Genomic DNA, 23,753 nt, shown 5'->3' with positions numbered 1-23,753 from the left:
GCAGGAAGGACCAGGCAATGAAGCGATTGCGGTTCAATCAACAGGAGATCGTCTTCGCCGTCTTTGCCGTGCTGTTCCTGGCGTTCTCGATTTTCCTGCGCGGTTTCCTGACGCCGGAGAACATGCTGACGCTGCTGCAGAACGTTGCGGTGCTCGGCATCCTCGGGCTGGCGATGGCGATCGTCGTGATCGGGCGCGGCATCGACATCTCGCTGATCGCAGCCCTCGCGGTGCCGCCGGGGCTCGTGCTGCAGATGGTGCAGAACGGCCACTCGCTGCCGATCGCGCTGGTGACGGCCGTGCTGCTCACGATCGCCTTCGGCCTCGTCAATGGCTGGCTGATCGCCTATGCCGAGGTCCCTTCGCTGTTTGCGACGCTGGCGACCGGCCTGCTGCTCGCCGGCCTCGGGCAGGCCGCGCTGTTTCAGCTCGACGTCGTGCAGTGGAGCGACGGCATGAAGGGCTTCGAGCGGCTCGGACAAGGCACAATCCTTGGCATCCCGACCTCGATCGTGATGTTCGCGATCGCCTGCGTCGTGGTCGCGTTCCTGCTGCGGCAGACGCGCTGGGGCGCCTATATCTACGCGATCGGCGATAATCCCTACGCGGCCCGCGTCACCGGCATCCCCTCGCGCCCGATCATCGTGCTGCAATATGTCGTCGCGGCGCTGATCGGCTGCTTCGCGGGCCTGGTGATGGCGGCATCGGTCAACTCGATGCCGACCCGCATCTTCAATTCGACCCTGATCTACGACGTCATCCTCGTCGTCGTGCTCGGCGGCATCGGCCTGTCGGGCGGCCGCGGCGGCGTGCTCAACGTCATCATCGGCACGCTGCTGATCGGCACCATGCTGAACGGCATGACCATCATGGACATTTCCTACGCCGGACAGAACCTCGTCAAGGGTGTCGTCCTGCTGCTCGCCGTCATCACGGATTCGTTCCTGAATCCGCGCAACGAAGAAACGGCACAGCAGGGCGACATCTGAACCAGGCCACAAGAACATTCAATCACGACCAAGGAGGAAGCAATGAAATACGCTGTCAGGACTGCAAAGGTGATCGCCGCGGCGCTCGGGCTTGCAGCCATCGCCGCTCCGGCTCTGGCCCAGCAGGGCCTGGACGAGCCGTTCCAGAAGCCGTTCAGGGAAGCCCTCGCCGGCAAGACGGTGGCCTACGTTCCGGTCGCCATGAACTTCGACCTCACCGAAGGCTGGTACGCCGGCATGAAGAAGGAGCTCGAACCCTTCGGCGTGAAGTTCGAGATCCGCGATCCCAACTGGAACACCAATGCCGGCGCGCAGGCGGTGACCTCGCTGATCTCGGAGAAGCCGGCCGTGATGGTGATCCACAATCCGGACGTGCAGACCTACGCCAAGTTGCTGCAGCGCGCCGAGAACGAAGGCATCTACGTCATCCAGATCAACATGGGGTCAGCCTATCGCTCTTCGGCCTTTGTCGGCGCCAACTGGATCGAGATCGGCGAGCGGGACACCGAAGCCGTGGTGAAGGCCTGCCAGGGCAAGTCGAACAAGATCGCCATCGTGCAGGGCGCGCTCTCGGCGGCCGCCAGCGCCTATACGCTCAAGGGCGTCGAGAACGTGCTCGCCAAGCATCCGGAGATCAAGGTGGTCTCGAGCCAGGCGGCCGACTGGGACGCCGCGAAGGCCAAGGCGATTACCCAGACCGTGCTGAAGCAGAATCCTGATCTTTGCGGCATCGTCGGCTTCTGGGACGGCATGGACATCGGCACCGCCGCCGCGGTGAAGGAAGCCGGCCTGACCGGCAAGGTGTTCGTCGCGACCTCCGGCGGCGGCGAGCGCAAGGGCGCCTGCGAGCTGGTGAAGTCCGGCGCGTTCGATCTCAACATGAGCTACGACGTGCCGACCCAGGCCGCGCAGATGGCCGGCACCATCAAATGGCTGCTGTCGTCGGGCGCCAAGGCCGGCTCGATCAAGGGCTCGGAGTACACGACGCTGATCCCGATCACCAAGGAGAACGCGGACAGCCAGACCGCGTGCTGGAATCTCAGCGACCTGAAGAAATAGTCCGGCCATTCCCGCTCGACGTCCCGGGCGATCTCACCCCGGGACGTCGATCTTCCCAAATCGAACGCCTTGCTGGAATGCCGATGCGCGACACCCTGACGAGCCTGCGTTACCGCTACTGGCCGGATCATCTCCTCGGCGAGATCCTGTCCAAGCGTTGGACCGAGACCGCAATTCCGGTGATCCTGCTCTTGATCGTCGGCTTCGCGCTCAGCCGTTCCATCGATCACTTCCTGTCGCCGTCGAGCCTCGCCGACACCGCGCGGCAGGCCGGCGAGATCGGCTTCATCGGCCTCGGCATGGCGCTGGTCGTCATCGTCGGCGGCATCGATCTGTCGGTCGGCTCGATCTTCGCGCTGACGGATTTCTGCGCGCTTTACCTGCTCGACGTGCTGAACTGGCCGGTTCCCGCGGTGGTGGTCGCCACCCTCGTCTGCGGCGCACTGCTCGGCGCCGTCAACGGTGTCCTGATCGGCTACTTGCGACTACGCGCCTTCATCACCACGCTGATCACCTTGATCATCTACCGCTCGGCGTTCGATCTGTTGATCCAGCGCTACTCCAATTCGATCGCCGCGGCCTTCCCCGACATCCCGTCCTGGAATTTCATCGGCGGCGGCGACGTGTTCGGCATTCCGAGCGTCGCCTTGGTCTACATCGCGATCGCGATCTTCGGCCATATCTTCATGACCCGGCTGCGCCCGGGCTGGCACATCACCGCGATCGGCGGCTCGCGCCGTTCGGCCTACAATTCCGGCATTCCGGTCCGCCGCACCATCGCGCTCTGCTATGTCGCAAGCGGCGTGCTGACCAGCATCGCCGCGCTGTTCTTCGCGGCCCGGCTCGGCACCGTCGGCGGCGACATCGGCGTCGGCCTCGAGGTGATCGTGCTGACCGCGACCGTGCTCGGCGGCATCACGCTCGGCGGCGGCAAGGGCTCGGTCGCCAAATCGCTGGTCGGCGTGCTGATCGTGCTCCTGATCACCAACGGCCTCACCACGCTCAATGCGCGCGGCGGCATCAACCGCATGGCGCTGGCAGGCATCCTGCTGGTTGCGGCGATGATCGACATCCGCTGGCAGAAGAACCGCACCCGCATCATCAGCAAGGTCTATGTCGCGCCGACCTATCATGCGCTGCCGCCGCCGCCGGCCACCGAGATCGGCCAGGGCGGCCCGTTCGAGCAGAACGACAAGCTGCGCGACGTCGAACTGATCGGCCTCGGCCGCATCGAGGCGCCGGAGGACGTGATCCTCGATCGCAACAACAATCTCTACGCCGGCTCGCGTCATGGCGACATCATCCGCTTCCATGCGCCCGATTATCAGCGGATGGAGGTGTTCGCCCATATCGGCGGTCAGCCGCTCGGCATGGCGTTCGACCGGCAGGACAATCTCTATGTCTGCATCGGCGGCATGGGCCTTTACCGCATCACGCCCGACGGCACCGTGGAGAAGGCGACCGACGAGACCAACCGCAGCATGCATTCGGTGAACGACGACAGCCGGCTGCGGCTGGCCGACGACCTCGACATCACCGACGACGGCTTGATCTTCTTCTCGGAAGCCACCGTGCGCTACGAGATGGACGAATGGCCGATCGACGGCCTCGAGGCGCGCGGCAACGGCCGCATCATCTGCTACGACACCAAGACCGGCGCGACGCATACCGCGCTGCGCGGCCTCAAATTTCCCAACGGCATCTGCGTCGCCAGCGACGGGGTGTCGATCCTGTTCGCCGAGACCTTCGGCTGCTCGATCAAGCGGCTGTGGTTCGCGGGGCCGAAGAAGGGCCAGGTCGAGGTGGTGATGGACAATCTGCCGGGCTATCCCGACAACATCAACCTCGCCTCCGACGGCAATTACTGGCTGGCGCTGGTCGGCATGCGCAGCCCCTCGCTCGACCTTGCCTGGAAGATGCCGGGCTTCCGCCGCCGCATGGCCAAGCGCGTCCCGGTCGACGAATGGCTGTTCCCGAACATCAACACCGGCTGCGTCGTCAAGTTCAACGAGCAGGGCAAGATCCTCGAATCGTTCTGGGACCTGCGCGGCGAGAACCATCCGATGATCACCTCGATGCGCGAGCACCGCGGCTATCTCTATCTCGGCGGCATCATGAACAACCGGATCGGCCGCTACAAGCTGGAGAACGCAGACCCGAACTTCGTGCAGTATGACAAGCGCTGGGGGAAGCTGTCGTGATCGCGGCCGTCAGGGAATTCGCCAACCGCTTTCTCGGCCGCGGCGAGGCCACCATCACCGTGCCGTCGTTCGACGGCGCACTGAAGCCGAACCAGAAACTGGAATCTGCGACCACCTTGCTGGAATGCGAGGCGCTAGAGGATCTCGCAACCGACGGCCGCAACCTCTATGTCGCCGACGGCCGGCATCTGCTGCGCCTCGACGGCAGCGGAGCGACCGAGCTGCGCCGCTTCGAGCAGCCGATTTCGGCGCTCTGCGCGCTCGCCGGCGGCGGCATCGCGGTCGCGCTCGGCGGCCGCGAGGTGCGGCTCTATACCGATCCCTCGTCGGGCGAGCCGAGCGCGACATTCAACGACGCCGCCTTCAACGCGATCAACGCGCTGACGCAGGCCGGCGACGGCACCCTGATCGCAACCGACGGCTCGGCGAGCTGCGGCATCGATGATTGGGCGCGCGACCTGATGGAGCTCAACCGGAGCGGCCGCGTGTTCCGGCTCGACCCCAGGACCAGGTCGGTGCAACCGCTGGCCTCGAAGCTCGGCTACGCCTTCGGCGCCTGCGCGCGCGGCGATGGCGTGCTGGTCAGCGAGAGCTGGCGGCATCGCCTCGTCCTCGTCTCCAATGGAAGGCCGCCGCAGGTCGTGCTCGGACACCTGCCGGTGTATCCGTCGCGGCTGTCGAAGGCCGCGGGCGGCGGCTACTGGCTCACCGCGTTCACCGCGCGCACCCAGCTGATCGAGTTCGTGCTGCGCGAGCCGGCCTACCGCCGCCGCATGATGGCCGAGATCGACCCGGCCTACTGGGTGGCGCCGCGGCTGCGCTCGGGGTTCTCGTTCAAGGAGCCGATGCAGGGCGCCCACATCAAGACGATGGGCGTGATCAAGCCGTGGGCGCCACCGCGCTCCTATGGCCTCGTCATCCGACTGAGCGAGGACGGCAAGCCAAAGTATTCGCTGCACAGCCGGGTCGACGGCGTCAATCACGGCATCGTCGCGGCGCTCGAGCTGGGCGGCGACCTTGTGCTGATCGCCAAGGGACCGGGCCGCGTGCTGAAACTGCCCCTCGCCGGGCTCGCCGAGGAGGTCGGCTCATGAGCGACACCGTGCTTTCCCTGCGCAAGGCTACCAAGCTTTACGCCGGCGTGCCCGCCATCGAGGGCGTCGACTTCGACCTGCGCCGCGGCGAGATCCACGCGCTGGTCGGCGAGAACGGCGCCGGCAAGTCGACGCTGACCAAGGTGATGGCCGGCGTCGTGACCTTGACCTCGGGCGGCATGAGTGTCGACGGCGCGGAGGTCGCACCCCGGACGCCGCTCGAGGCGCGCAATCTCGGCATCGCCATGGTGTTCCAGGAGAACAGCCTGGTGCCGACCATGACGGTCGCGCAGAACCTGTTTCTCGGGCAGGAGAAATTCTACAACCGGCTGCGCGGCATCTACATCGCCGCCCAGCAATTCCTGCAATCGCTGAATTTCGACGTGACGCCGACCGCGACCGTCAGCGGGCTCGGCGCCGCCAAGAAGCAGATGGTGGAGATCGCGCGTGCGGTTCTGCACAAGGCCAAGGTCATCATCTTCGACGAGCCGACCGCGTCGCTGACGCCGGAGGAGAAGAAGTATTTCTTCGACCTGGTCCGAGATCTCAAGAAGCGCGGCGTCTCGATCGTCTTCATCTCGCACGCGCTGGAAGAGGCTCTGCTGCTCGCCGACCGCATCACCGTGCTACGCGACGGCAAGCATGTGATCACCGACGACGCCGCGAAGTTCGACCGCGCGGCGATCGTGCAGGCGATGGTCGGACGCGACCTCTCCAACACGCTGTATGGCGCGCGGAAGACCAGCGTTCGGCCGGCCGGCGCGCGCGTTCTCACGGTGCAGAACCTCAAGATGGCGCCGATGGTGAAGAACAATTCGCTGTCGGTGTTCGCCGGGCAGATCACCGGCGTGTTCGGCCTGGTCGGCGCGGGCCGCACCGAGACCTTCAAGATCGTCTCCGGCGTGTTGAAGCGCGACTTCTTCCACGGCGGCGAAATCCTGCTGCACGACAAGCCGGTGCGCTACCGGGTTCCGGCGCCGGCGGTCAAGGCCGGCATCGCCTATGTGACCGAGGATCGCAAGGTCGAGGGCTTCTTCGAAACCGCCTCGATCGCCCGCAACATCTATCTCGGCCTGCTTTCCAAGTTTCCCGGGGGCCGCATGATGTTGTCGCGGCGCGAGACCAATTCGGTCGGCAAGACCTGGACCCAGCGCCTCAAGGTTCGCGCCATCGGCGACGAGGCCAGGGTGGTCGAACTGTCGGGCGGCAACCAGCAGAAGGTGGTGATCGCCAAATCGCTGGTGCAGGAGCCCGAGCTGATCATCTTCGACGAACCGACCCGCGGCGTCGACGTCGGCGCCATCGTCGAGATCCACGAGCTGATCAACCAGCTCGCTGACGAGGGCAAGGCGGTGGTGGTGATCTCGTCTTATCTGCCCGAGATCATGGCGCTGTCCGACCGCATCCTGGTCTCGCGCCAGGGCAAGGTGGTCGAGGAATTCTCCGCGCTCGAAGCCACCGAGGAGAAGATCATGTACGCGGCGATTCATTGATCGCCGCAGCGGGCATGCATCACGGCCGGCTCGCCGCGCGCAGCGCATTCGTGCAGGCATCGTTCAAGCAGGTGCGGCGCGGGGTAGCCGCCCGCCCGCTGCGATCCCGGTCGCGTGCTACTTTGGTCCGACTATTTCAGTCACCTTCAGCCTCGCCGACCTCACCCAACCCGAGACGTCGTTGCCCGTCCCCGGGTTGAGGTACATTACCGACGACCAGCCATCCCTGGTTTGCGCATAGGCGATCAGTGCGTCATTTGGAATGACGAACACCCCGCGGATCGGACAGTGCAGATTCGGCGCCGAGTAGAATTGCAGCCGTCCCGTGCCCGTCACCACATTGGCCAGCGGCGGCGACAGCATCGGGACGCGGCTGGTGCCGGTCTGCGGCTCCTTGCAGTTCGACGGCGTCTGCGCGTGCACGGTCGCTCCCGGAGGCCCCAGGATCAGCGCACACCAGACCATGCAGGCGACAACGAACCTGTCCGACATCACTGATCCTCCTGACGTCGCCAGTTGCGGCAACCGGCGAAGGGATTGATTCAGTTCGTGCCCGCGATGATGACGAGATTGTTCAGGACAGGCGTGGAGCAGAACGCGACGACGAGAGCGATGTTGTAAACGTTGTTGCTCCGCCAAAGCAGCCACGTGACCACGAACGTCAAACCAAGCTTGGGCACCAGCCACCATACGCCGAACCATGTCTGCGCCAGATGCATGAACGGATTCAACTCACCCAGTCCGAGACTCAGGATCACATTCGTCGACTCAAGGTCGGCGTAACCCAGCAGCAGGGCGAGGAGCACCAAAAGACCCTTAACCCAATTCATTCCGAGACTCCCGATGCCAGTAATGCCGAAGATGCCGGATTGGCCAGATCACACTGTTGATGATGTCCACGCGCTCGGCAGGCACGAGGCCCGTGGCAGGATATTCGTCCGGCTTCGGTATCCAGGCCGTGCCGAACAGAATGTCGAGGAGCGGAAAGCAGGCAGCGAAGTTTTTGTCCCTATGCTCGGGAAGGACCGAGTGATGGATCCGGTGCCATTGCGGATTGTTGATCCATGTCACATACCGACCGAGCGGAATCCGAACGTTGAGATGGGCGCACGCGTCGGGCATGAAGAAGATGAACCCCACCGCGATCACCATGTCCGGCGGGATGCGGAACAGGATCGCCATGATCGGAAGAAACGCGTCGGACAACACCCGCTCCAGCCAGAAATGCCGGCCGCCGGTAATGAACGTCACGCCGTTCGCGCTGTGATGGAAGGAGTGCATCGCCCATAGAAAGGGGATCGCATGTTGCAGGCGATGGTATGCGTACTTGTAGAGATCGAATGCGACCACGATGATTGCGAGGGAGACGTACCACCAGTAACCGTCGGTCGGCAGCTTGATCCAGCCGAGACCGGTGTAGCTCGCGATCTTGCCAGCGCTGATCGCCGCGATCGGAGCAAGCATGGACGACAGCCCGAGGCTCACGATCACCGCGAGCCAATCATCGCGAAACTCGCCGTAGGGAACGTCCGCGATCGGCCACCTTTTTTCCAGGATGCGACTGGTGTAGACGATGCCCAGAAACACGGCCGCATAAAATACGGCGTTCGCGATGTCACTCTGCATGAGGGATGACTCGCCGGTTCAAAGGGACAGACAAAATAAGAATAAAAACATCCTGCCGCCTATAAGCTAAAAAAGCTTATTTTTTCTCAACGTTCTGGCCGGGGCAAGCGGGGTTTTTACGGGTCGGCCCTCGCCTTTGGCTCGATTCTGACCCGTGCGGGCGCATTTTCCGGGCCGGTCTCCGATCCGGTACAGAGCACCCATCGACACCAGCACAGCAGCGAGCAAGTGCTTCCTGGATATGTTCGGTTTGTTCACCGAGTTCGAGACCAACCTCCGCAGAGAGCGGCAGCTTGAGGGTATCGCTGAGGCCAAGGCACGCGGGGTCTACCAAGGCCGTAAAGCGTCTATCGACACCGCCAATGTGAAGGCGCTCAAAGCTAAAGGCATGGAAGCGTCCGCTATCGCGTAGGCGCTCAAGATTGGCCGCGCGTCGGTTTACCGAGGAGGGAAGACAATGACACGCGCAGCGTTCTTCACCCTCCAACTACGACCACGGACCGAGCGAGTGCCGTGGAACGCAATCGATCCAGAAGTGTCGGGGGGATCTTCTACTGAAGACGAGCGCGCATCAGCTGCCCGAACCAATGGGAACTTGCGTGAATGGCGCGCCCGGAACGATTCGAACGTCCGACCCTCAGATTCGTAGTCTGATGCTCTATCCAGCTGAGCTACGGGCGCATTTTCGCGGGTGGGCTTGAGGCCGCATGGCTCCGGGAGCCCCGGAATGTCGCGAAAGAGCGCTCTAGCTACAGGCTCCGGGTCCAGTTGGCAAGGTCTGGAAACGCCAATTTCGGCGCGGCTTTGGCCGCCCCGGAGTACCGGAACGGCCTCAGGCCCTCGCCCGCTCGCTGCGAATCGACAGCAGTTCCACCGGACGATCCGGGATCGAAATCCGGAAGGTGGCGCCGATCGTGCCCTCGACCAGGTGGATATGGCCGCCGTGAGCCCGGATCAGCTCGGCGGCAATCGCGAGGCCAAGCCCGCTGCCGCCGGGGCGTCCGGAGGTCTGGAAGGCCTCGAACAGATGCTCGCGCGCCTTGGCCGGCACGCCCGGACCGGTGTCGGAGACCTCGATGATCGCAACCGTCCCCTCGCGGCGGCCGGTGATGCGGATCTGCTGCGCGCCGCCGTCGCTGGCCGGCCGGCTTTCCAGCGCCTGCGTCGCGTTGCGCACCAGATTGAGCAGCACGCGGAACAGCTGGTCCGGGTCGGCGTCGATGGTCAGGCCGCGCTCGATCGCGCTGATCCAGGTGATCGAGACATCGGTCGCGAGCCCGGCCGACTCCCGCACTTCGGCAACCGCCGGCTCCACCATGATCACGCGGCGATCAGGCGCCGCCTCCTGCGCGCGGCCATAAGAGAGTGTCGACTGGCAGAAGGCGATGGCGCGCTCGAGCGAGCGCAACAATTTCGGCGCAAAGCGCTGCACCCGCGGGTCGGGCACGCTGGCGAGCTGGTCCGACAGCAATTGCGAGGACGCCAGCAGATTGCGCAAATCATGGTTGATCTTGGAGACGGCGAGCCCGAGCGCGGCAAGCCGGCTCTTCTGATGCAGCATCGAGACGAGGTCGCGCTGCATGTCCGACAGCTCGCGCTCGGCAACGCCGATCTCGTCGCCACGCTGGCTCGGCACGATGATTCGCGCCGAACTCTCCGGATTCTCGTGGAAGCCGACCAGGCTCGCGGTCAACCGCCGCATCGGGCGCACAAACAGATAATGCAGCGCCAGATAGACCAGGCCGGCGGTCAGGCCGGCAATCAACAGCGCGACGACCAGGACGTTGCGCGAGAAGCGGTACATCGCCTGCCGCAGCGGCTTCTCGTCGATCACGACCTCGATGAATTGCGCCTGGCCCGGCGCGGGTCCGACCACGCGGATGGTCTGGTCGCCATGCTCCAGCATGATCTCGAAGGCATCGACGATCGCCGACCACACCGTCATGGTCCGCATGTCGACGTCATGGTCGATCGCGGCCGGCAGGTCGGCGCTGGCGAGCAGCCGGCGCTGCTGTCCCAATTTGATGGCGACGGCACGGGCGCCGATGCTGGTCAGGATCTGCCGCGCCAGCGAATCCGGCACCAGGCCGGACGGGGCGGCATCGAGCACCAGCGCCGCGGTATTGGCGGCGGCCAGGCGGTCATTGAGCCGGTTCATCCGGAAGTTGGCGATCGCCGGCACGTAGATCAGGAGCCCGGCGATCATCACCAGGGGAATCGTCAGCAGCAAAAGCTTGCCCGACAGCCCGAGCCGGGGGGACGGCTTGGGCCGCTGCTTCTGCGCGGTCGCCTGATCGTCAGTTAGAGCCACAAGATAAGGCCTTGTTTGGCTTAGGGGTCGGAAGATGGGGCCCGGCCCCCAAGCCGGTCAAATTACGGATCGCTAATGTGGGCGGTTCCCCGAACGCCCCAAAGCGTCTCCATACCGTCAAATACCCCGCGAAATCAGATATATTCGCCCCAATTGCGACGTTTCGAAGAAGCCTTTTTGCGACGGCCTGTGACATTGACGAAAACAGGGCACTCCCTTATAAGCCGCGCCAACTGTCCGCGATGGCCCGGTTCTTGACCCGGGGGCGGCTCCTTGGGGCCGTCAACGGCTCGTTTGGGCCTGCCAGCATCACCGGACTCCATCTCAATACAACGGCAAATTGCCCGGTCAGCGGAGAATTACCCGTGAAGCGGACTTATCAACCCAGCAAACTGGTGCGCAAGCGCCGTCACGGCTTCCGCGCCCGTCTCGCCACGGCCGGCGGCCGCAAGGTCCTCGCTGCGCGCCGCGCGCGTGGCCGCAAGCGCCTGAGCGCCTGAGCCCGGACGTCTCCTCTCCGGAGATACCAATTATGGATCGGCTGAGGCAGCGGGCGGATTTCCTCGCCGTTGCCAATGGCGCACGGGCGAATACCGCAGCTTTTGTGCTGCAGGGCCGCCGCCGCGACGATCAGGGCCCGATCCGCGTCGGCTATACCGTCACCAAGAAGAACGGCACCGCGACCGAGCGCAACCGCATCCGCCGCCGGCTTCGCGAAGTGATGAGACAAGTCGACGCCGTATTCATGCGGCCGCACCATGATTATGTGCTAGTGGGCCGTCGTGACGCGCTGACCCGCGACTTTGCGACCATGCTTGACGACCTGCGGTCGGCGCTGCGCCGCCTCGACCGGCCTGCGCCCAAGACGGCTACCGACAAGACGGGTACCGACAAGACGGGTACCAACAAGGCGAGTAACAAAAGCGCGCCTAATCCGAATGGAATGACGAGACCCTAAGAGATGTCCGACAACCGCAACACGATCCTTGCCGTCATTCTGTCCGGCCTCGTCCTGATCGCCTGGCAATATTTCTACAATGTGCCGCAGATGGAGAAGCAGCGCGAGGCGCAGCGCCAGGCGGAGTTGCAGAAGCCGGCGCCGCAGGCGACTCCGGGTGCTGCTCCTGGTGCTACTCCTGGCGCCGCTCCGGGAACCTCGGCAATCCCCTCTCCGGCGCCCGGCGCGCCTGCTGCTGACGCTCCGGTCGCGAGTCGCGAGACGGTGCTTGCCTCCGGACCGCGCATCAAGATCGAGACCCCGCGCGTCACCGGCAGCATCGCGCTGAAGGGCGCCCGGATCGACGACCTCTCGCTGGTTCAGTTCCGCGAGACGGTCGATCCCAAATCGCCGGCCGTCGTGCTGCTTTCGCCGTCGGGCACGGCCGAGCCTTATTATGCCGAGTTCCTGTGGCTGACCGCCAACGGCTCATCGGTGAAGACGCCGAACGCCGAAACCGTCTGGCAGCAGGAGGGATCGAACAGCCTGTCGCCGAGCACCCCGGTGATTCTGAAATACGAGAACGGCCAGGGCCTGACCTTCCGCCGCACCATCTCGATCGACGATCGCTACCTCTTCAGCATCAAGGACGAGGTCATCAATCAAGGCAGCGCGCCGGTGACGCTGTATCCGTTCGGGTTGATCTCGCGCGGCGGCAAGCCGCCGGTCTCCGGCTACGCGATTCTGCACGAAGGTCCGATCGGCTATCTCGGCGAACACGGCCTGCAGGAATTCAGCTACAAGAACATCGACGAGGCCAAGACCTCGACCGGCGGAAATTCGCGCGGCATCGTGTTCACGAAGGTCACCGACGGCTGGCTCGGCATCACCGACAAATACTGGGCCACGGCACTACTGCCGGAGACCACCGCAACGCTCGAAAGCGCAAGGTTTACCACCGGCGACAAGCGCTACCAGACCGACTACATGCTCGGCGCGCAGACCATTCCGATCGGCGGCACCGGCGTTGCCAATGGGCGGCTGTTCGCCGGCGCGAAGGAGGCCGCCACGGTCGGCCTCAACTTCCCGCTGGTCGGCTTCGGCGGCTACAACAAGCAGCTCGGCCTCAACCATTTCGATCTCCTGATCGACTGGGGCCACTTCTACTTCATCACCAAGCCGATGTTCCTGGCGCTCGACTGGTTCTATCGCCTGGTCGGCAATTTCGGCATCGCGATCCTCTTGGTGACCGTGATCGTGAAGCTCCTGTTCTTCCCGCTCGCCAACAAGTCCTACGCCTCGATGGCGAAGATGAAGTCGGTGCAGCCGCAGCTGCAGGCGCTGAAGGAACGCTATCCTGACGACCGCGTGAAGCAGCAGCAGGAGATGATGGAGATCTACAAGAAGGAGAAGATCAACCCGATCGCGGGCTGTCTTCCCGTCGCCTTGCAGATCCCGGTGTTCTTCTCGCTCTACAAGGTGCTGTTCATCACCATCGAAATGCGGCATGCGCCGTTCTTCGGCTGGATCAAGGACCTCTCGGCGCCCGATCCGACCAATCTGTTCACGCTGTTCGGCCTCATTCCGTTCGATCCGATCGCGCTGCTCGGACCGCATTTCGGCTCCTATCTGGTGATGGGTATCTGGCCGATCATCATGGGCATCACGATGTGGGTCCAGATGAAGCTCAACCCGGCGCCGCCGGATCCGACCCAGAAGATGATCTTCGACTGGATGCCGCTGATCTTCACCTTCATGCTGGCAGGCTTCCCGGCGGGTCTCGTGATCTACTGGGCCTGGAACAACCTGCTGTCGGTGCTGCAGCAGAGCTACATCATGCGGCGCAACGGCGTGAAGGTGGAGCTGTTCGACAATCTGAAGTCGACGTTTCAAAAAAAAAGCGTGACGACTGAGACAAAGAAGGCGACGTAGCTTCCAGCAACAGCGCTTCGTCACCACGTCATGCCCGGCCTTGTGCCGGGCATCGACGTATTGGAGGGCGGCCAGCGCGTTTTCGAGCGAAGTGGGCGACGATTCGCGGGAAGAGAACGCGTCAAAACAAGAAGCTGGAGCTTCGATTCAATCAGAACCGAGGCTCTAGACGTTGACCTGGATGGCCGGGTCGTCCTACGCCAAGGACCCGCCTTGGGCCTTTGCCCAGCCGCCACGAGATGGAATCCTTCGCATGAGCACCGAACATGATGCGGCGCTGATCGAGCAAGGCCGAAAACTGTTCGCCGGCGACTGGCGCTTCATCTGGGCCTCGCCCTCGATCGAGACGCTGCCGCCGATGGCCGGCCTCGAGGTCGCCTTTGCCGGCCGCTCCAATGTCGGCAAGTCGAGCCTGATCAACGCGCTGACCGGCCGCAGCAACCTGGCGCGCACTTCGCACACGCCGGGGCGCACCCAGGAGCTGATCTTCTTCGAGGGGCCGGAGAAGGCGGGCTTCCGCCTGGTCGACATGCCCGGCTACGGCTACGCCTCGGCGCCGAAGACCAAGGTGGCGTCATGGACGGCGCTGATCCACAAATTCCTGCTCGGGCGCGCGACACTGGCGCGGGTCTACGTGCTGATCGACGCGCGCCACGGCATCAAGGACGTCGATCTCGACGTGCTGAAGACGCTGGACAAGTCCGCGGTCAGCTATCAGGTGGTGCTGACCAAGGCCGACCAGGTGAAGGCCGGCGAACTCAAGACCGTCATCGCCGACACGTCGGCAACGCTCGCAAAACATCCCGCCGCCTTCCCCGAAGTGCTGGTGACCTCGTCGCGCACCGGCGACGGCATGCCGGAGCTGCGTGCCGCCATGGTGCGTCTGATCGAGGAACGGCGCCGATGAGCGGCGCATCCCGCCTCCTGATCGGCCTTGCCGCCATCATGGGCGCCTGCGGCGTGATGCTGGCGGCGGCCGCGGCCCATCTGCCTGATGCCACGCGGCTGGCGGCGGCATCCTCGATGCTGCTGTTCCATGCACCCGCCGTAGTCGCGACCATCGCGGTCGCGGATCGCGCGATCATCCATGCGAAGCTCGCAGTCGTGGCGGCGGCCGGCTTCGTCATCGCGGCGTCATTGTTCGCGGGCGACCTCGTGCTGCGCCAATATGCCGGCCATGGATTGTTTCCGATGGCCGCGCCGACCGGCGGAACGCTCTTGATCCTGAGCTGGCTGGTACTGGCGGTCGCGGCGGTGTTGCCGAAGCGGTGACCCGTAGCCCGGATGGAGCGCAAGCGAAATCCGGGAATCGTGCCGCGGCTGCAAACCCCGGATTGCGCTTCGCTCCATCCGGGCTACAGATACGAGCGAATACCTCTCCCGCTTTGCGCCCTGCCCGGCAATCAGATAGAACCGCCGCCACCCCTCCGCTGACGACGAGACCAGCCCCATGACCGACCAGCACATCAGCCCGCTCGATCAGGCCCGCATCCTGTCCGAGGCGCTGCCGCACATGCAGGAATATGACGAGGAAACCATCGTCATCAAATATGGCGGCCATGCCATGGGCGCCGAGGACACCGCCAAGGCGTTCGCGCGCGACATCGTGCTGCTCGAGCAGACCGCGATCAATCCGGTGGTCGTGCATGGCGGCGGGCCGCAGATCGCGACCATGCTGAAACGCCTCGGCATCCAGTCGGAATTCGCCGCGGGCCTGCGCATCACCGACGCCGCGACCATCGAGATCGTCGAGATGGTGCTGGCGGGCTCGGTCAACAAGCAGATCGTCGGCTATATCAACGAAGCCGGCGGCAAGGCCGTGGGCTTGTCCGGCAAGGACGGCAACATGGTGAAGGCGTCGAAGACGACGCGCACCATGGTCGATCCGGATTCCAACATCGAGAAGGCCATAGATCTCGGCTTCGTCGGCGATCCCGAAAAGGTCGACCTCACGCTGCTCAATCAGCTGATTGGTTATGAGCTGATCCCGGTGCTGGCGCCGCTCGCGACCTCGCAGGACGGCCAGACCCTGAACATCAACGCCGACACCTTCGCAGGCGCGATCGCGGGCGCGCTGAAGGCCAAGCGTCTGCTGCTGCTGACCGACGTACCGGGCGTGCTCGACAAGTCCAAGAAGCTGATTCCGGACCTGTCGATCAAGGAAGCCCGCAAGCTGATCGCCGACGGCACGATTTCCGGCGGCATGATCCCGAAGGTCGAGACCTGCATCTACGCGCTCGAACAGGGCGTGCAGGGCGTCGTGATCATCGACGGCAAGACGCAGCATGCGGTGCTGCTCGAGCTCTTCACCAACCAGGGCACCGGCACGCTGATCCATAAGTAATGGCAGACGAGGGACACACGGCGAGGATCCCTCGCCGGTCGCCGGCGGCGCGGCTCGCGATGGCGCTGCCGGCCGCGCTGGTGTCGTTCCTGTTCTCGTCGGCGCCGGCGCATGCTGATCTCAAGCTCTGCAACCGCATGAGCTATGTGATCGAGGCCGCGATCGGCATCGACGACAAGGCCGCGACCGCGACACGCGGCTGGTTCCGGATCGATCCGGCGACCTGCCGGGTCGTGGTGCAGGGCGCGCTCACCGCCGACCGCGTGCTGCTCAATGCGCGGGCGCTCGGCGTCTATGGCGCCTCGCCGATCCCGCAGAACGGCACCGACACGCTCTGCGTGGCTCAGGACAATTTCGTGATCGCCGCCGCGCGGCAATGCCGCTCCGGCCAGATGCCCGCGCAATTCACCCAGATCACGCCGACGAAGACCGACGACGGCAACCTGGTCGCCTATCTCGCCGAAGACAGCGAATATGACGACGAGCAGGCGCGGCTCGCCGGCATCCAGCGCCTCTTGGTGATCGCGGGCTACGACGCGGCGCCGATCGACGGCGTCGACGGGCCGAAGACCCAGAGTGCGCTGTCGGCGTTCCTCAAGAGCCGCGGGCTCGCCGGCGACATCGTGCAGTCGCCGAATTTCTTCGCCACCATGATCGATGCCGTGCAGAAGCCATCGCCATCGGGGCTGACCTGGTGCAACGACACGCCGCACAAGGTGATGGCCGCAGTTGCAACCGACGACGGCAAGGTGGTGACCAGCCGCGGCTGGTATCGCATCGACCCCGGCAAGTGCCTGCATCCGGACGTGTCAGGCACGCCGAAGCAGATCTATTCGTTTGCCGAAGCGGTCGACAACGACAACCGCGCCATCCGCATCAAGGACAAGCCGCTGAACTGGGGCGGCGGGGTCCAGCTCTGCACCCGCGAAAGCAAGTTCGAGATCAACGAACAGGGCGACTGCAGCACCCGCGGCCTCGCCGCACTCGGCTTCACCACCGTCGACATGACCAGCGGCGGCAAGACGCTGCGCTTTGCGATGCCGTGATGTAGACAATGGCGCCACAAACATCACTGTCGTCCCGGCGTAGGCCGGGACCCATTATCACAAGACTGCGTTTGGCGAAGAACGACGAGCATCGCGCCACATTGATAGATTCCGCGGTATGGGTCCTGGCGTTCGCCAGGACGACGGCGGAGGACTGGGCGATCGCGCTGCCCTGTGGAGAAAGCCATGACTAAAACTTCCCGCAGCTTCGGCCATGTCGAGACCTGGGTGTTCGACCTCGACAACACGCTGTACCCGCATCACGTCAACCTGTGGCAGCAGGTTGATGCGCGGATCGGCGAGTTCGTCAGCAACTGGCTGAAAATCTCGCCCGAGGAAGCACGGCGGCTGCAGAAGGACTACTATCTGCGCTACGGTACCACGATGCGCGGCATGATGACCGAGCACGGCGTGCAGGCCGACGACTATCTCGCTTATGTGCACAGGATCGACCACTCGCCCCTCCAACCCAATCCGGCGATGGGAGCCGCGATCGCAAAACTGCCGGGGCGCAAGCTGATCCTGACCAACGGCTCGGTCGACCATGTCGATGCGGTGCTGGGCCGGCTCGGCATCAGCAACCATTTCGACGGCGTGTTCGACATCATCGCCGCCGATCTCGAGCCGAAGCCGGCGCCGCAGACCTACCAGAAGTTCCTCAGGCTCCACGACGTCGATCCGGCGAGGGCTGCGATGTTCGAGGACCTCGCGCGTAACCTCGTGGTGCCACATGAGCTCGGCATGACCACCGTGCTGGTCGTGCCCGACGGCAGCCAGGAGGTGGTGCGCGAGACCTGGGAGCTCGAAGGCCGCGACGCCGCTTATGTCGACCACGTCACGGACGATCTCACCGGCTTCTTGCAGCGGCTGAAGCCGTAGCCTCTCAACAGGTGTCGTCCCGGCGAAAGCCGGGACCCATTACCCCGAATGTTAGTGACGAGACACGCTGGGGCCACAGCCGACAACCCAACGGAGATTTGTGGTTATGGGTCCCGGCCTTCGCCGGGACGACGGAAGAAAGAGAGACCGCTCGGCGGCATATGAGTTTGCCTTGACTCTCCTGCCCCAAATTCCGAAAAAGCCCCGCAAAATTCCCGTCATAATCCCGATACGCCCAAGGATTGTCCCGATGTCGCTGTCCGCCCTCGAAACCACCGTCAACACCGCGTTCGACGCCCGCGAAGGCATTTCGACCTCGACCAAGGGTGAGGTCCGCGAGGCCGTCGATCACGCGCTGGAACTGCTCGACAAGGGCGAGGCGCGCGTTGCCGAGCGCGAGGCGAGCGGCAAGTGGACGGTCAATCAGTGGCTGAAGAAGGCCGTGCTGCTGTCGTTCCGCCTCAACGACATGGGCCAGATCGCGGGCGGCCCGGGCAAGGCATCCTGGTGGGACAAGGTGCCGTCGAAGTTCGAGGGCTGGGGCGAGAACCGTTTCCGCGACGCCGGCTTCCGCGCCGTGCCGGGCGCGATCGTGCGCCGCTCGGCCTTCATCGCCCGCAACGTCGTGCTGATGCCCTCCTTCGTCAATCTCGGTGCCTATGTCGATGAAGCCACCATGATCGACACCTGGTCGACGGTCGGCTCCTGCGCCCAGATCGGCAAGCGCGTGCACATCTCCGGCGGCGTCGGCATCGGCGGCGTGCTCGAGCCGCTGCAGGCCGAGCCCGTGATCGTCGAGGATGACTGCTTCATCGGCGCGCGCTCGGAGGTCGCCGAGGGCGTGATCGTGCGCAAGGGCGCGGTGCTGTCGATGGGCGTGTTCCTCGGCGCCTCGACCAAGATCGTCGATCGCGAGACCGGCGAGATCTTCGTCGGCGAGGTCCCGGAATATGCCGTCGTGGTGCCCGGCACCCTGCCGGCCAAGCCGCTGAAGAACGGCCAGCCGGGACCTGCCACCGCCTGCGCCGTGATCGTCAAGCGGGTCGACGAGCGCACCCGCGCCAAGACCAGCATCAACGAGCTGCTGCGGGACTGATCGCTTTTTCGCCGCGAGATCAGTCCATCACCGTCACCCTGAGGAGCCTGCGAAGCAGGCGTCTCGAAGGGTCGACGGCCACCAGCGGGGCCGTGCATCCTTCGAGGCTCGCCAAGCGGCGCATTTGCGCCGCAAGGCTCGCACCTCAGGATGACGGGTCTGGACTGATCGAACCAATTTCGATCCGACGCCGACATATCTCCGGGCCGCGAAGAATTGCCGCAGCCCGGAGCTTATTTTCATAGACTGGGCCAACTACCTGTTCGGCTTCAAGGGCCGCGTCAACCGGGCCAAATTCTGGCTCGCAGGGCTGATCATCGTCTGCTGGATGTTGTTCCTGGCCTTACTGGTGGTCTCGGCCGGTCTTGGCGGCAAGAACGGGTTCAGCTTCAATGTCGACGACATCTTCCGGGCCTTCGACCCCGACAGCTACAGATCGCTGAGCTGGGCCGGATTGCCGGCATTGCTGGTCAAGGCCTGCGGAACGTTCTTGTTCGTTTGGGTCTATATCGCTGTCTCGATCAAGCGCCTGCACGACCGCGACAAGAGCGGCTGGTGGATGGTCCCGTTCTTCGCGATCCCGGGTCTCATGAGCCAGTTCTCGGACCGGCTCCCCGATGAATCCTATTGGGTGGTGGCCGCGGGCCTGATCGTCTTCGTGCTCTATGTCTGGGGCTTCATCGAGCTCGCCTTTCTACCCGGCACGCGCTACCCCAATCGCTATGGCCCCAATCCGCTTGGGAAAACCCATGTGCGGCAAGGCCGCGACCGCGGATCGCGCTCCGCGCGCGGCTGGGACCAGCAGAGCGAGCTCGATACCGTACCGCACAAAGCTGGTCCACCCGCCGTGTGACGTGTTAAGCGAGGCGAATGAGTGATGCCGTCTCGATTGCCCGCGATCTCGTTCGCTGCCCCTCCGTCACCCCGGTCGACGCCGGCGCGCTTGGCGTTCTCGAAAACCTGCTGAAAACCGCAGGCTTCGAGGTCCACCGCGTGACCTTCTCCGAGCCCGGCACCGCCGATATCGACAACCTCTATGCGCGCATCGGTTCTTCGGCGCCGCATATCACCTTCGCCGGCCACACCGACGTGGTGCCGCCCGGCGATGAAGCGGCGTGGACGCTTGGCGCATTCTCTGGCGAGGTCAAGGACGGCTATCTCTACGGCCGCGGCGCCGTCGATATGAAGGGCGGCATCGCCTGCAGCGTCGCCGCTGTGCTGCAATATCTGCAGGACCATGGCGGCAAGCCACAAGAGAATGGCAACGGCTCGATCTCCTTCCTGATCACCGGCGACGAGGAAGACGTCTCGATCAACGGCACCGTCAAGCTGTTGAAATGGTGCGCCGAGCGCGGCGAAAAATTCGATCATTGCGTGCTCGGCGAGCCCTCGAATGTCGAGGTGCTGGGCGACATGATCAAGATCGGCCGGCGCGGCTCGCAATCCGGCACGCTGGTCGTCGACGGCGTGCAGGGCCACGTCGCCTATCCGCACCGCGCCTCCAATCCGGTGCCGGATATCTCCCGGCTGATCGTGGCGCTGAGCGACGAGCCGCTCGATCGCGGCAGCGCGCAGTTCCAGGCCAGCAACCTCGAATTCACCACGGTCGATGTCGGCAACACCGCCAGCAACGTGATCCCCGGCCAGGCGCGGGCGAAGTTCAACATCCGCTACAACGACAACCACACCCAGGACAGCCTGCGGCAGCTGGTCGACGAACGGCTGGCCAAAGCCTGCGGCAACCGCATCCGCGCCCATATCGATTGGATGCCGTCGAACTCGAACGTGTTCGTCACCCAGCCCGGCCCGTTCACCGACCTCGCGGTCGCCGCGATCGAGGAGATCACCGGCCGCAGGCCGGAGCTTTCCACTTCCGGCGGCACCTCGGACGCGCGCTTCATCTCAAGCTATTGCCCGGTGATCGAGTTCGGCCTGGTCGGCCAGACCATGCACCAGGTCGACGAGCGCACGCCGGTGGCCGATCTGGAGAAGCTGACGAAGATCTATCGCGGCGTGCTGGAGCGGTATTTCGGGTAGGCCAGCCGCCCGGCTGGACAAAAACAGCGAAAACAACCCCATGCACAGTAGGGATTGGGGCCGCACTTAATCCACCCGCACCAGATATAGCGATGATGGGTATCGCTTCGCTCCACCCATCCTGCGAAGTCATTTCCGCCTAAAGCGCGATCTGATTAGGTTGAATCGTCATCGCGCTTTAGCTCTTTGTTTGAGCATGATCTTTTCGGAAAACCGCTTCGCACTTTTCCGGATCATGCTTTAGTCTAGTAATCCACCCGCATCAGATAGAGCCCGTCCGGCGGCGCCACGGGGCCGCAGGCGGCGCGGTTGCGGGCGGCGAGCGCGGCGGCGAGGTCGTCGGCGCTCCAGCGGCCCTCGCCGACCCAGACCAGCGAACCCACCATCGAGCGGACCTGGCTGTGCAGGAACGAGCGCGCCGATGTCACGATGTTGACGGCGTCGCCCTCGCGCGTGACGTCGAGCTGATCGAGCGTCTTCTCCGGCGACCTGGCCTGGCACTCGGTGTCGCGGAAGGTGGTGAAATCGTGCTTGCCGAGCAGGCGCTGCGCGGCGTCATGCATCGCGTCAGCATCGAGCGCGCGCGGCACGCGCCAGACGCGGCCGATGTCGAGCGCGAGGTTCGCGCGCGTATTGGTGATGCGATAGAGATAGTGCCGCCTGGTCGCGGAGAACCGCGCCTCGAAATCATCGGGCACGATGTCGGCCGCGAGCACGCCGATCGGATGGGGCCGCAGATGCGCGTTCAGCCCGTCGCGAAAGCGGCCGGGCGGAAAATGCTTGGCGATGTCGCAATGCGCGACCTGGCCGCGCGCATGCACGCCGGCATCGGTACGGCCGGCGCCATGGACGCGCACGTCCTCGCCGCAGATCGCCTTGACCGCCGCCTCCAGCGCGCCCTGCACCGTCGGGGCAGTGTCCTGGATCTGCCAGCCGGAGAACAGCGTGCCGTCATATTCGATGGTGAGCTTGTAGCGGGGCATCAGCCGAGCCGCGCAGGCGGCTTCAACGGCGTGCCGCGCAAAAAGTCCGCTGCCTTCATCGGCGCCTTGCCGGCGCGCTGCAGTTCGAGGATCCGGATCGCGCCGTCGCCGCAGGCGATCGCAAAATTGTCGTCGAGCACATCGCCCGGTACGCCCGAACCCCTGGCCAGCTCGCAGCGCAGGATCTTCAGTCGCACCGGCTCGCCTTCGCCGGCGAGCTCGCACCAGGCGCCGGGAAACGGCGAGAGCCCGTGAATGTGCCGCAGCACCGCATGCGCCGGCTGTGTCCAGTCGATCCGCGCCTCGGCCTTCTCGATCTTGGCGGCGTAGGTGACGCCGTCCGCGCTCTGCTTCGTCAGCTGCAAGCCGCCGCGCCCGAGCGCCGCCATCGCCCGCACCATCAGGTCGGCACCGAGCGGCGCCAGCGCGTCGTGCAGATCGGATGCCGTCATGCCGTCCGAGATCGGCAGCCGCTCGGCCATCGCGACGTCGCCGGTGTCGAGGCCGACATCCATCTTCATCACCATCACGCCGCTCTCGGCATCGCCCGCCATGATGGCGCGGTTGATCGGCGCGGCTCCGCGCCAGCGCGGCAATAGCGAAGCATGCAGGTTGAAGCAGCCGAGCCTGGGCGCGTCGAGAATGGCCTGGGGCAGGATCATGCCATAGGCGACGACGACGGCGGCATCCGCGTCGTGCGCGCGAAACTCCTGGAGCGCTTCCGGGGTCCTGAGGGTCTTCGGCGTCAGCACGGGAATGCCAAGGCGGCGCGCCTCCTGTTCGACCGGCGTCGGCTGCAGCTGCAGGCCGCGCCGGCCGCCCGGCTTCGGCGCGCGGGTGTACACCGCCACGACCTCATGGCCATGGGCTACGAGCTCCAGCAGCGTCGGCACCGCGAAATCGGGCGTGCCCATGAAGATCAGGCGGAGAGGCATGAGATCAAACTACTCTCGCTGGCTCCAAACTATCCGTCATGGCCGGGCTTGTCCCGGCCATCCACGTCTTGGCGCCGTGAAGAAAGGAAGACGTGGATGCCCGGGACAAGCCCGGGCATGACGGTGGACAAATGCAACGGTCACTCCGCCGCGCGCTTGGCTGCCTTCTCGAATTTCTTGAAGACGCGGTCGCGCTTCAGTTTCGACAGATAGTCCACGAACAGCACGCCGTTGAGATGATCGATTTCGTGCTGGATGCAGGTGGCGTAGAGGCCTTCCGCATCCTCCTCATGCACCTTGCCGTCGAGATCGGTGAATCGCACGCGTACCCGCGCCGGCCGCTCGACCTCCTCGTAATATTCGGGGATCGACAGACAGCCCTCTTCGTACACCGACAGCTCTTCCGAACGCGCAACGATCTCCGGATTGATGAAGACGCGCGGCTTCGCCGCGGTCTCGCCGTTCTCGTCGCGCTTGGCGAGGTCCATGGTGATCAGCCGCAGCGGCTGCGCGACCTGGATCGCCGCCAGCCCGATGCCGGGCGCGTCATACATGGTCTCGAGCATGTCGTCGGCCAGCTTGCGGATCTCCGGCGTCACCTTCTCGATCGGTTTCGACACCAGCCGCAACTGCTTGTCCGGCAGGATGATAATTTCTCTTAATGCCATGGCGGCGATTTAAGCTGCTGACTTCATGGGGTCAATGCGCTCAGGAACCCGTTAGGACAACGTTAACCACGTTTCTTCACTCCGCATTAACCCGGAAAATCAGGGATGCATTTGCCATAAACG

The 23,753-nt window shown here is 64.5% G+C and carries 23 protein-coding genes, 1 tRNA gene and 1 pseudogene; 17 read left to right on the top strand and 8 right to left on the bottom strand.

Going from position 1 to position 23,753, the window contains the following annotated elements; translation table 11 throughout:
• Window positions 1-17: 17 nt before the first annotated feature.
• From XI02_RS03670 to XI02_RS03650, 5 genes are all read left to right on the top strand, one after another.
• A complete protein-coding gene (locus XI02_RS03670; RefSeq protein ID WP_172645862.1) occupies window positions 18-989 on the top strand; it encodes an ABC transporter permease in 972 nt (323 codons plus the stop codon).
• A 42-nt stretch (window positions 990-1,031) separates the two neighbouring features.
• Window positions 1,032-2,048 (top strand): sugar ABC transporter substrate-binding protein, encoded by a 1,017-nt coding sequence (locus XI02_RS03665; protein ID WP_028340412.1) that lies wholly within the window; start codon window positions 1,032-1,034, stop codon window positions 2,046-2,048.
• A 77-nt stretch (window positions 2,049-2,125) separates the two neighbouring features.
• The gene (locus XI02_RS03660; protein ID WP_172645863.1) at window positions 2,126-4,249 is read left to right on the top strand and encodes an SMP-30/gluconolactonase/LRE family protein; all 2,124 of its coding nucleotides are present in this window, start codon (window positions 2,126-2,128) and stop codon (window positions 4,247-4,249) included.
• Window positions 4,246-5,343: a hypothetical protein gene (locus XI02_RS03655; RefSeq protein WP_172645864.1), complete on the top strand. Its 1,098-nt coding sequence runs from the start codon at window positions 4,246-4,248 to the stop codon at window positions 5,341-5,343. The genes XI02_RS03660 and XI02_RS03655 overlap by 4 nt, the downstream gene beginning before the upstream one ends.
• Entirely contained in the window at window positions 5,340-6,836 is a 1,497-nt protein-coding gene (locus XI02_RS03650; RefSeq protein WP_069279185.1) for a sugar ABC transporter ATP-binding protein, read from the top strand. Before XI02_RS03655 ends, XI02_RS03650 begins: the two co-directional genes overlap by 4 nt.
• A gap of 117 nt (window positions 6,837-6,953) precedes the next feature.
• On the opposite strand, the gene XI02_RS03645 is transcribed toward XI02_RS03650, so the two are convergent.
• The 3 genes from XI02_RS03645 to XI02_RS03635 are packed head-to-tail and all read right to left on the bottom strand — an operon-like array spanning window position 6,954 to window position 8,462.
• Complete coding sequence (locus tag XI02_RS03645; protein WP_172645865.1) at window positions 6,954-7,328, bottom strand: hypothetical protein; 375 nt, start codon at window positions 7,326-7,328, stop codon at window positions 6,954-6,956.
• 50 nt (window positions 7,329-7,378) lie between these two features.
• Entirely contained in the window at window positions 7,379-7,666 is a 288-nt protein-coding gene (locus XI02_RS03640; protein ID WP_225161514.1) for a DUF5658 family protein, read from the bottom strand.
• On the bottom strand, window positions 7,653-8,462 hold the full coding sequence (locus tag XI02_RS03635; protein WP_016848119.1) for a sterol desaturase family protein: 810 nt from the start codon (window positions 8,460-8,462) through the stop codon (window positions 7,653-7,655). The genes XI02_RS03640 and XI02_RS03635 overlap by 14 nt, the downstream gene beginning before the upstream one ends.
• A gap of 199 nt (window positions 8,463-8,661) precedes the next feature.
• Between XI02_RS03635 and XI02_RS03630 the strand changes: the two are divergent.
• Window positions 8,662-8,874, top strand: a pseudogene (locus XI02_RS03630) (recombinase family protein); the annotation flags it as partial.
• A 192-nt stretch (window positions 8,875-9,066) separates the two neighbouring features.
• Here the strand turns inward: XI02_RS03630 and XI02_RS03625 are convergent.
• A tRNA-Arg gene (locus XI02_RS03625) sits at window positions 9,067-9,143 on the bottom strand.
• Between the two features lie 151 nt (window positions 9,144-9,294).
• Window positions 9,295-10,773, bottom strand: a complete 1,479-nt coding sequence (locus XI02_RS03620) for a sensor histidine kinase (RefSeq protein ID WP_018269499.1) — start codon at window positions 10,771-10,773, stop codon at window positions 9,295-9,297.
• A gap of 365 nt (window positions 10,774-11,138) precedes the next feature.
• Here XI02_RS03620 and rpmH point away from each other — a divergent pair, with 365 nt between their 5' ends.
• The 11 genes from rpmH (at window position 11,139) to dapE (ending at window position 21,044) form a co-directional block, all read left to right on the top strand.
• A complete protein-coding gene (rpmH, locus tag XI02_RS03615; protein WP_008542748.1) occupies window positions 11,139-11,273 on the top strand; it encodes a 50S ribosomal protein L34 in 135 nt (44 codons plus the stop codon).
• A gap of 32 nt (window positions 11,274-11,305) precedes the next feature.
• The gene (rnpA, locus tag XI02_RS03610; RefSeq protein ID WP_172645950.1) at window positions 11,306-11,731 is read left to right on the top strand and encodes a ribonuclease P protein component; all 426 of its coding nucleotides are present in this window, start codon (window positions 11,306-11,308) and stop codon (window positions 11,729-11,731) included.
• A 3-nt stretch (window positions 11,732-11,734) separates the two neighbouring features.
• Window positions 11,735-13,642: a membrane protein insertase YidC gene (gene yidC / locus XI02_RS03605; RefSeq protein WP_172645951.1), complete on the top strand. Its 1,908-nt coding sequence runs from the start codon at window positions 11,735-11,737 to the stop codon at window positions 13,640-13,642.
• A 253-nt stretch (window positions 13,643-13,895) separates the two neighbouring features.
• On the top strand, window positions 13,896-14,549 hold the full coding sequence (yihA, locus tag XI02_RS03600) for a ribosome biogenesis GTP-binding protein YihA/YsxC (RefSeq protein ID WP_016848095.1): 654 nt from the start codon (window positions 13,896-13,898) through the stop codon (window positions 14,547-14,549).
• Complete coding sequence (locus tag XI02_RS03595; RefSeq protein WP_018269496.1) at window positions 14,546-14,914, top strand: DUF423 domain-containing protein; 369 nt, start codon at window positions 14,546-14,548, stop codon at window positions 14,912-14,914. The genes yihA and XI02_RS03595 overlap by 4 nt, the downstream gene beginning before the upstream one ends.
• Window positions 14,915-15,092: 178 nt before the next feature.
• The gene (gene argB / locus XI02_RS03590) at window positions 15,093-15,986 is read left to right on the top strand and encodes an acetylglutamate kinase (RefSeq protein ID WP_016848093.1); all 894 of its coding nucleotides are present in this window, start codon (window positions 15,093-15,095) and stop codon (window positions 15,984-15,986) included.
• 59 nt (window positions 15,987-16,045) lie between these two features.
• On the top strand, window positions 16,046-17,032 hold the full coding sequence (locus XI02_RS03585) for a DUF1036 domain-containing protein (RefSeq protein ID WP_069279188.1): 987 nt from the start codon (window positions 16,046-16,048) through the stop codon (window positions 17,030-17,032).
• 186 nt (window positions 17,033-17,218) lie between these two features.
• Window positions 17,219-17,911: a pyrimidine 5'-nucleotidase gene (locus tag XI02_RS03580; protein WP_172645952.1), complete on the top strand. Its 693-nt coding sequence runs from the start codon at window positions 17,219-17,221 to the stop codon at window positions 17,909-17,911.
• A 250-nt stretch (window positions 17,912-18,161) separates the two neighbouring features.
• A complete protein-coding gene (dapD, locus tag XI02_RS03575) occupies window positions 18,162-19,007 on the top strand; it encodes a 2,3,4,5-tetrahydropyridine-2,6-dicarboxylate N-succinyltransferase (RefSeq protein WP_016848090.1) in 846 nt (281 codons plus the stop codon).
• Window positions 19,008-19,242: 235 nt separating this feature from the next.
• Complete coding sequence (locus XI02_RS03570) at window positions 19,243-19,860, top strand: DUF805 domain-containing protein (protein ID WP_172648958.1); 618 nt, start codon at window positions 19,243-19,245, stop codon at window positions 19,858-19,860.
• A 17-nt stretch (window positions 19,861-19,877) separates the two neighbouring features.
• Window positions 19,878-21,044, top strand: a complete 1,167-nt coding sequence (dapE, locus tag XI02_RS03565; protein ID WP_172645953.1) for a succinyl-diaminopimelate desuccinylase — start codon at window positions 19,878-19,880, stop codon at window positions 21,042-21,044.
• A 245-nt stretch (window positions 21,045-21,289) separates the two neighbouring features.
• On the opposite strand, the gene truA is transcribed toward dapE, so the two are convergent.
• The 3 genes from truA to def form a co-directional block, all read right to left on the bottom strand.
• Window positions 21,290-22,027 (bottom strand): tRNA pseudouridine(38-40) synthase TruA, encoded by a 738-nt coding sequence (truA, locus tag XI02_RS03560; protein WP_172645954.1) that lies wholly within the window; start codon window positions 22,025-22,027, stop codon window positions 21,290-21,292.
• Complete coding sequence (fmt, locus tag XI02_RS03555; protein ID WP_172645955.1) at window positions 22,027-22,962, bottom strand: methionyl-tRNA formyltransferase; 936 nt, start codon at window positions 22,960-22,962, stop codon at window positions 22,027-22,029. Before fmt ends, truA begins: the two co-directional genes overlap by 1 nt.
• A 140-nt stretch (window positions 22,963-23,102) precedes the next feature.
• Window positions 23,103-23,630, bottom strand: a complete 528-nt coding sequence (gene def, locus XI02_RS03550; protein WP_172645956.1) for a peptide deformylase — start codon at window positions 23,628-23,630, stop codon at window positions 23,103-23,105.
• Between the last annotated feature and the right edge of the window lie 123 nt (window positions 23,631-23,753).

Source organism: Bradyrhizobium sp. CCBAU 21365, assembly GCF_015291305.1.
GTDB classification, from domain to species: Bacteria; Pseudomonadota; Alphaproteobacteria; order Rhizobiales; family Xanthobacteraceae; genus Bradyrhizobium; species Bradyrhizobium elkanii.
This window is presented reverse-complemented; position numbering and strand designations above follow the sequence as displayed.

Coding starts and splice junctions, on each gene's coding strand:
- XI02_RS03645 (WP_172645865.1), bottom strand. CDS start 7,328: ATGTCGGACAGGTTCGTTGTCGCCTGCATGGTCTGGTGTGCGCTGATC.
- truA (WP_172645954.1), bottom strand. CDS start 22,027: ATGCCCCGCTACAAGCTCACCATCGAATATGACGGCACGCTGTTCTCC.
- XI02_RS03665 (WP_028340412.1), top strand. CDS start 1,032: ATGAAATACGCTGTCAGGACTGCAAAGGTGATCGCCGCGGCGCTCGGG.
- XI02_RS03660 (WP_172645863.1), top strand. CDS start 2,126: ATGCCGATGCGCGACACCCTGACGAGCCTGCGTTACCGCTACTGGCCG.
- XI02_RS03670 (WP_172645862.1), top strand. CDS start 18: ATGAAGCGATTGCGGTTCAATCAACAGGAGATCGTCTTCGCCGTCTTT.
- XI02_RS03635 (WP_016848119.1), bottom strand. CDS start 8,462: ATGCAGAGTGACATCGCGAACGCCGTATTTTATGCGGCCGTGTTTCTG.
- dapD (WP_016848090.1), top strand. CDS start 18,162: ATGTCGCTGTCCGCCCTCGAAACCACCGTCAACACCGCGTTCGACGCC.
- rnpA (WP_172645950.1), top strand. CDS start 11,306: ATGGATCGGCTGAGGCAGCGGGCGGATTTCCTCGCCGTTGCCAATGGC.
- fmt (WP_172645955.1), bottom strand. CDS start 22,962: ATGCCTCTCCGCCTGATCTTCATGGGCACGCCCGATTTCGCGGTGCCG.
- XI02_RS03640 (WP_225161514.1), bottom strand. CDS start 7,666: ATGAATTGGGTTAAGGGTCTTTTGGTGCTCCTCGCCCTGCTGCTGGGT.
- def (WP_172645956.1), bottom strand. CDS start 23,630: ATGGCATTAAGAGAAATTATCATCCTGCCGGACAAGCAGTTGCGGCTG.
- dapE (WP_172645953.1), top strand. CDS start 19,878: ATGAGTGATGCCGTCTCGATTGCCCGCGATCTCGTTCGCTGCCCCTCC.
- argB (WP_016848093.1), top strand. CDS start 15,093: ATGACCGACCAGCACATCAGCCCGCTCGATCAGGCCCGCATCCTGTCC.
- yihA (WP_016848095.1), top strand. CDS start 13,896: ATGAGCACCGAACATGATGCGGCGCTGATCGAGCAAGGCCGAAAACTG.
- yidC (WP_172645951.1), top strand. CDS start 11,735: ATGTCCGACAACCGCAACACGATCCTTGCCGTCATTCTGTCCGGCCTC.
- XI02_RS03580 (WP_172645952.1), top strand. CDS start 17,219: ATGACTAAAACTTCCCGCAGCTTCGGCCATGTCGAGACCTGGGTGTTC.
- XI02_RS03650 (WP_069279185.1), top strand. CDS start 5,340: ATGAGCGACACCGTGCTTTCCCTGCGCAAGGCTACCAAGCTTTACGCC.
- XI02_RS03595 (WP_018269496.1), top strand. CDS start 14,546: ATGAGCGGCGCATCCCGCCTCCTGATCGGCCTTGCCGCCATCATGGGC.
- XI02_RS03585 (WP_069279188.1), top strand. CDS start 16,046: ATGGCGCTGCCGGCCGCGCTGGTGTCGTTCCTGTTCTCGTCGGCGCCG.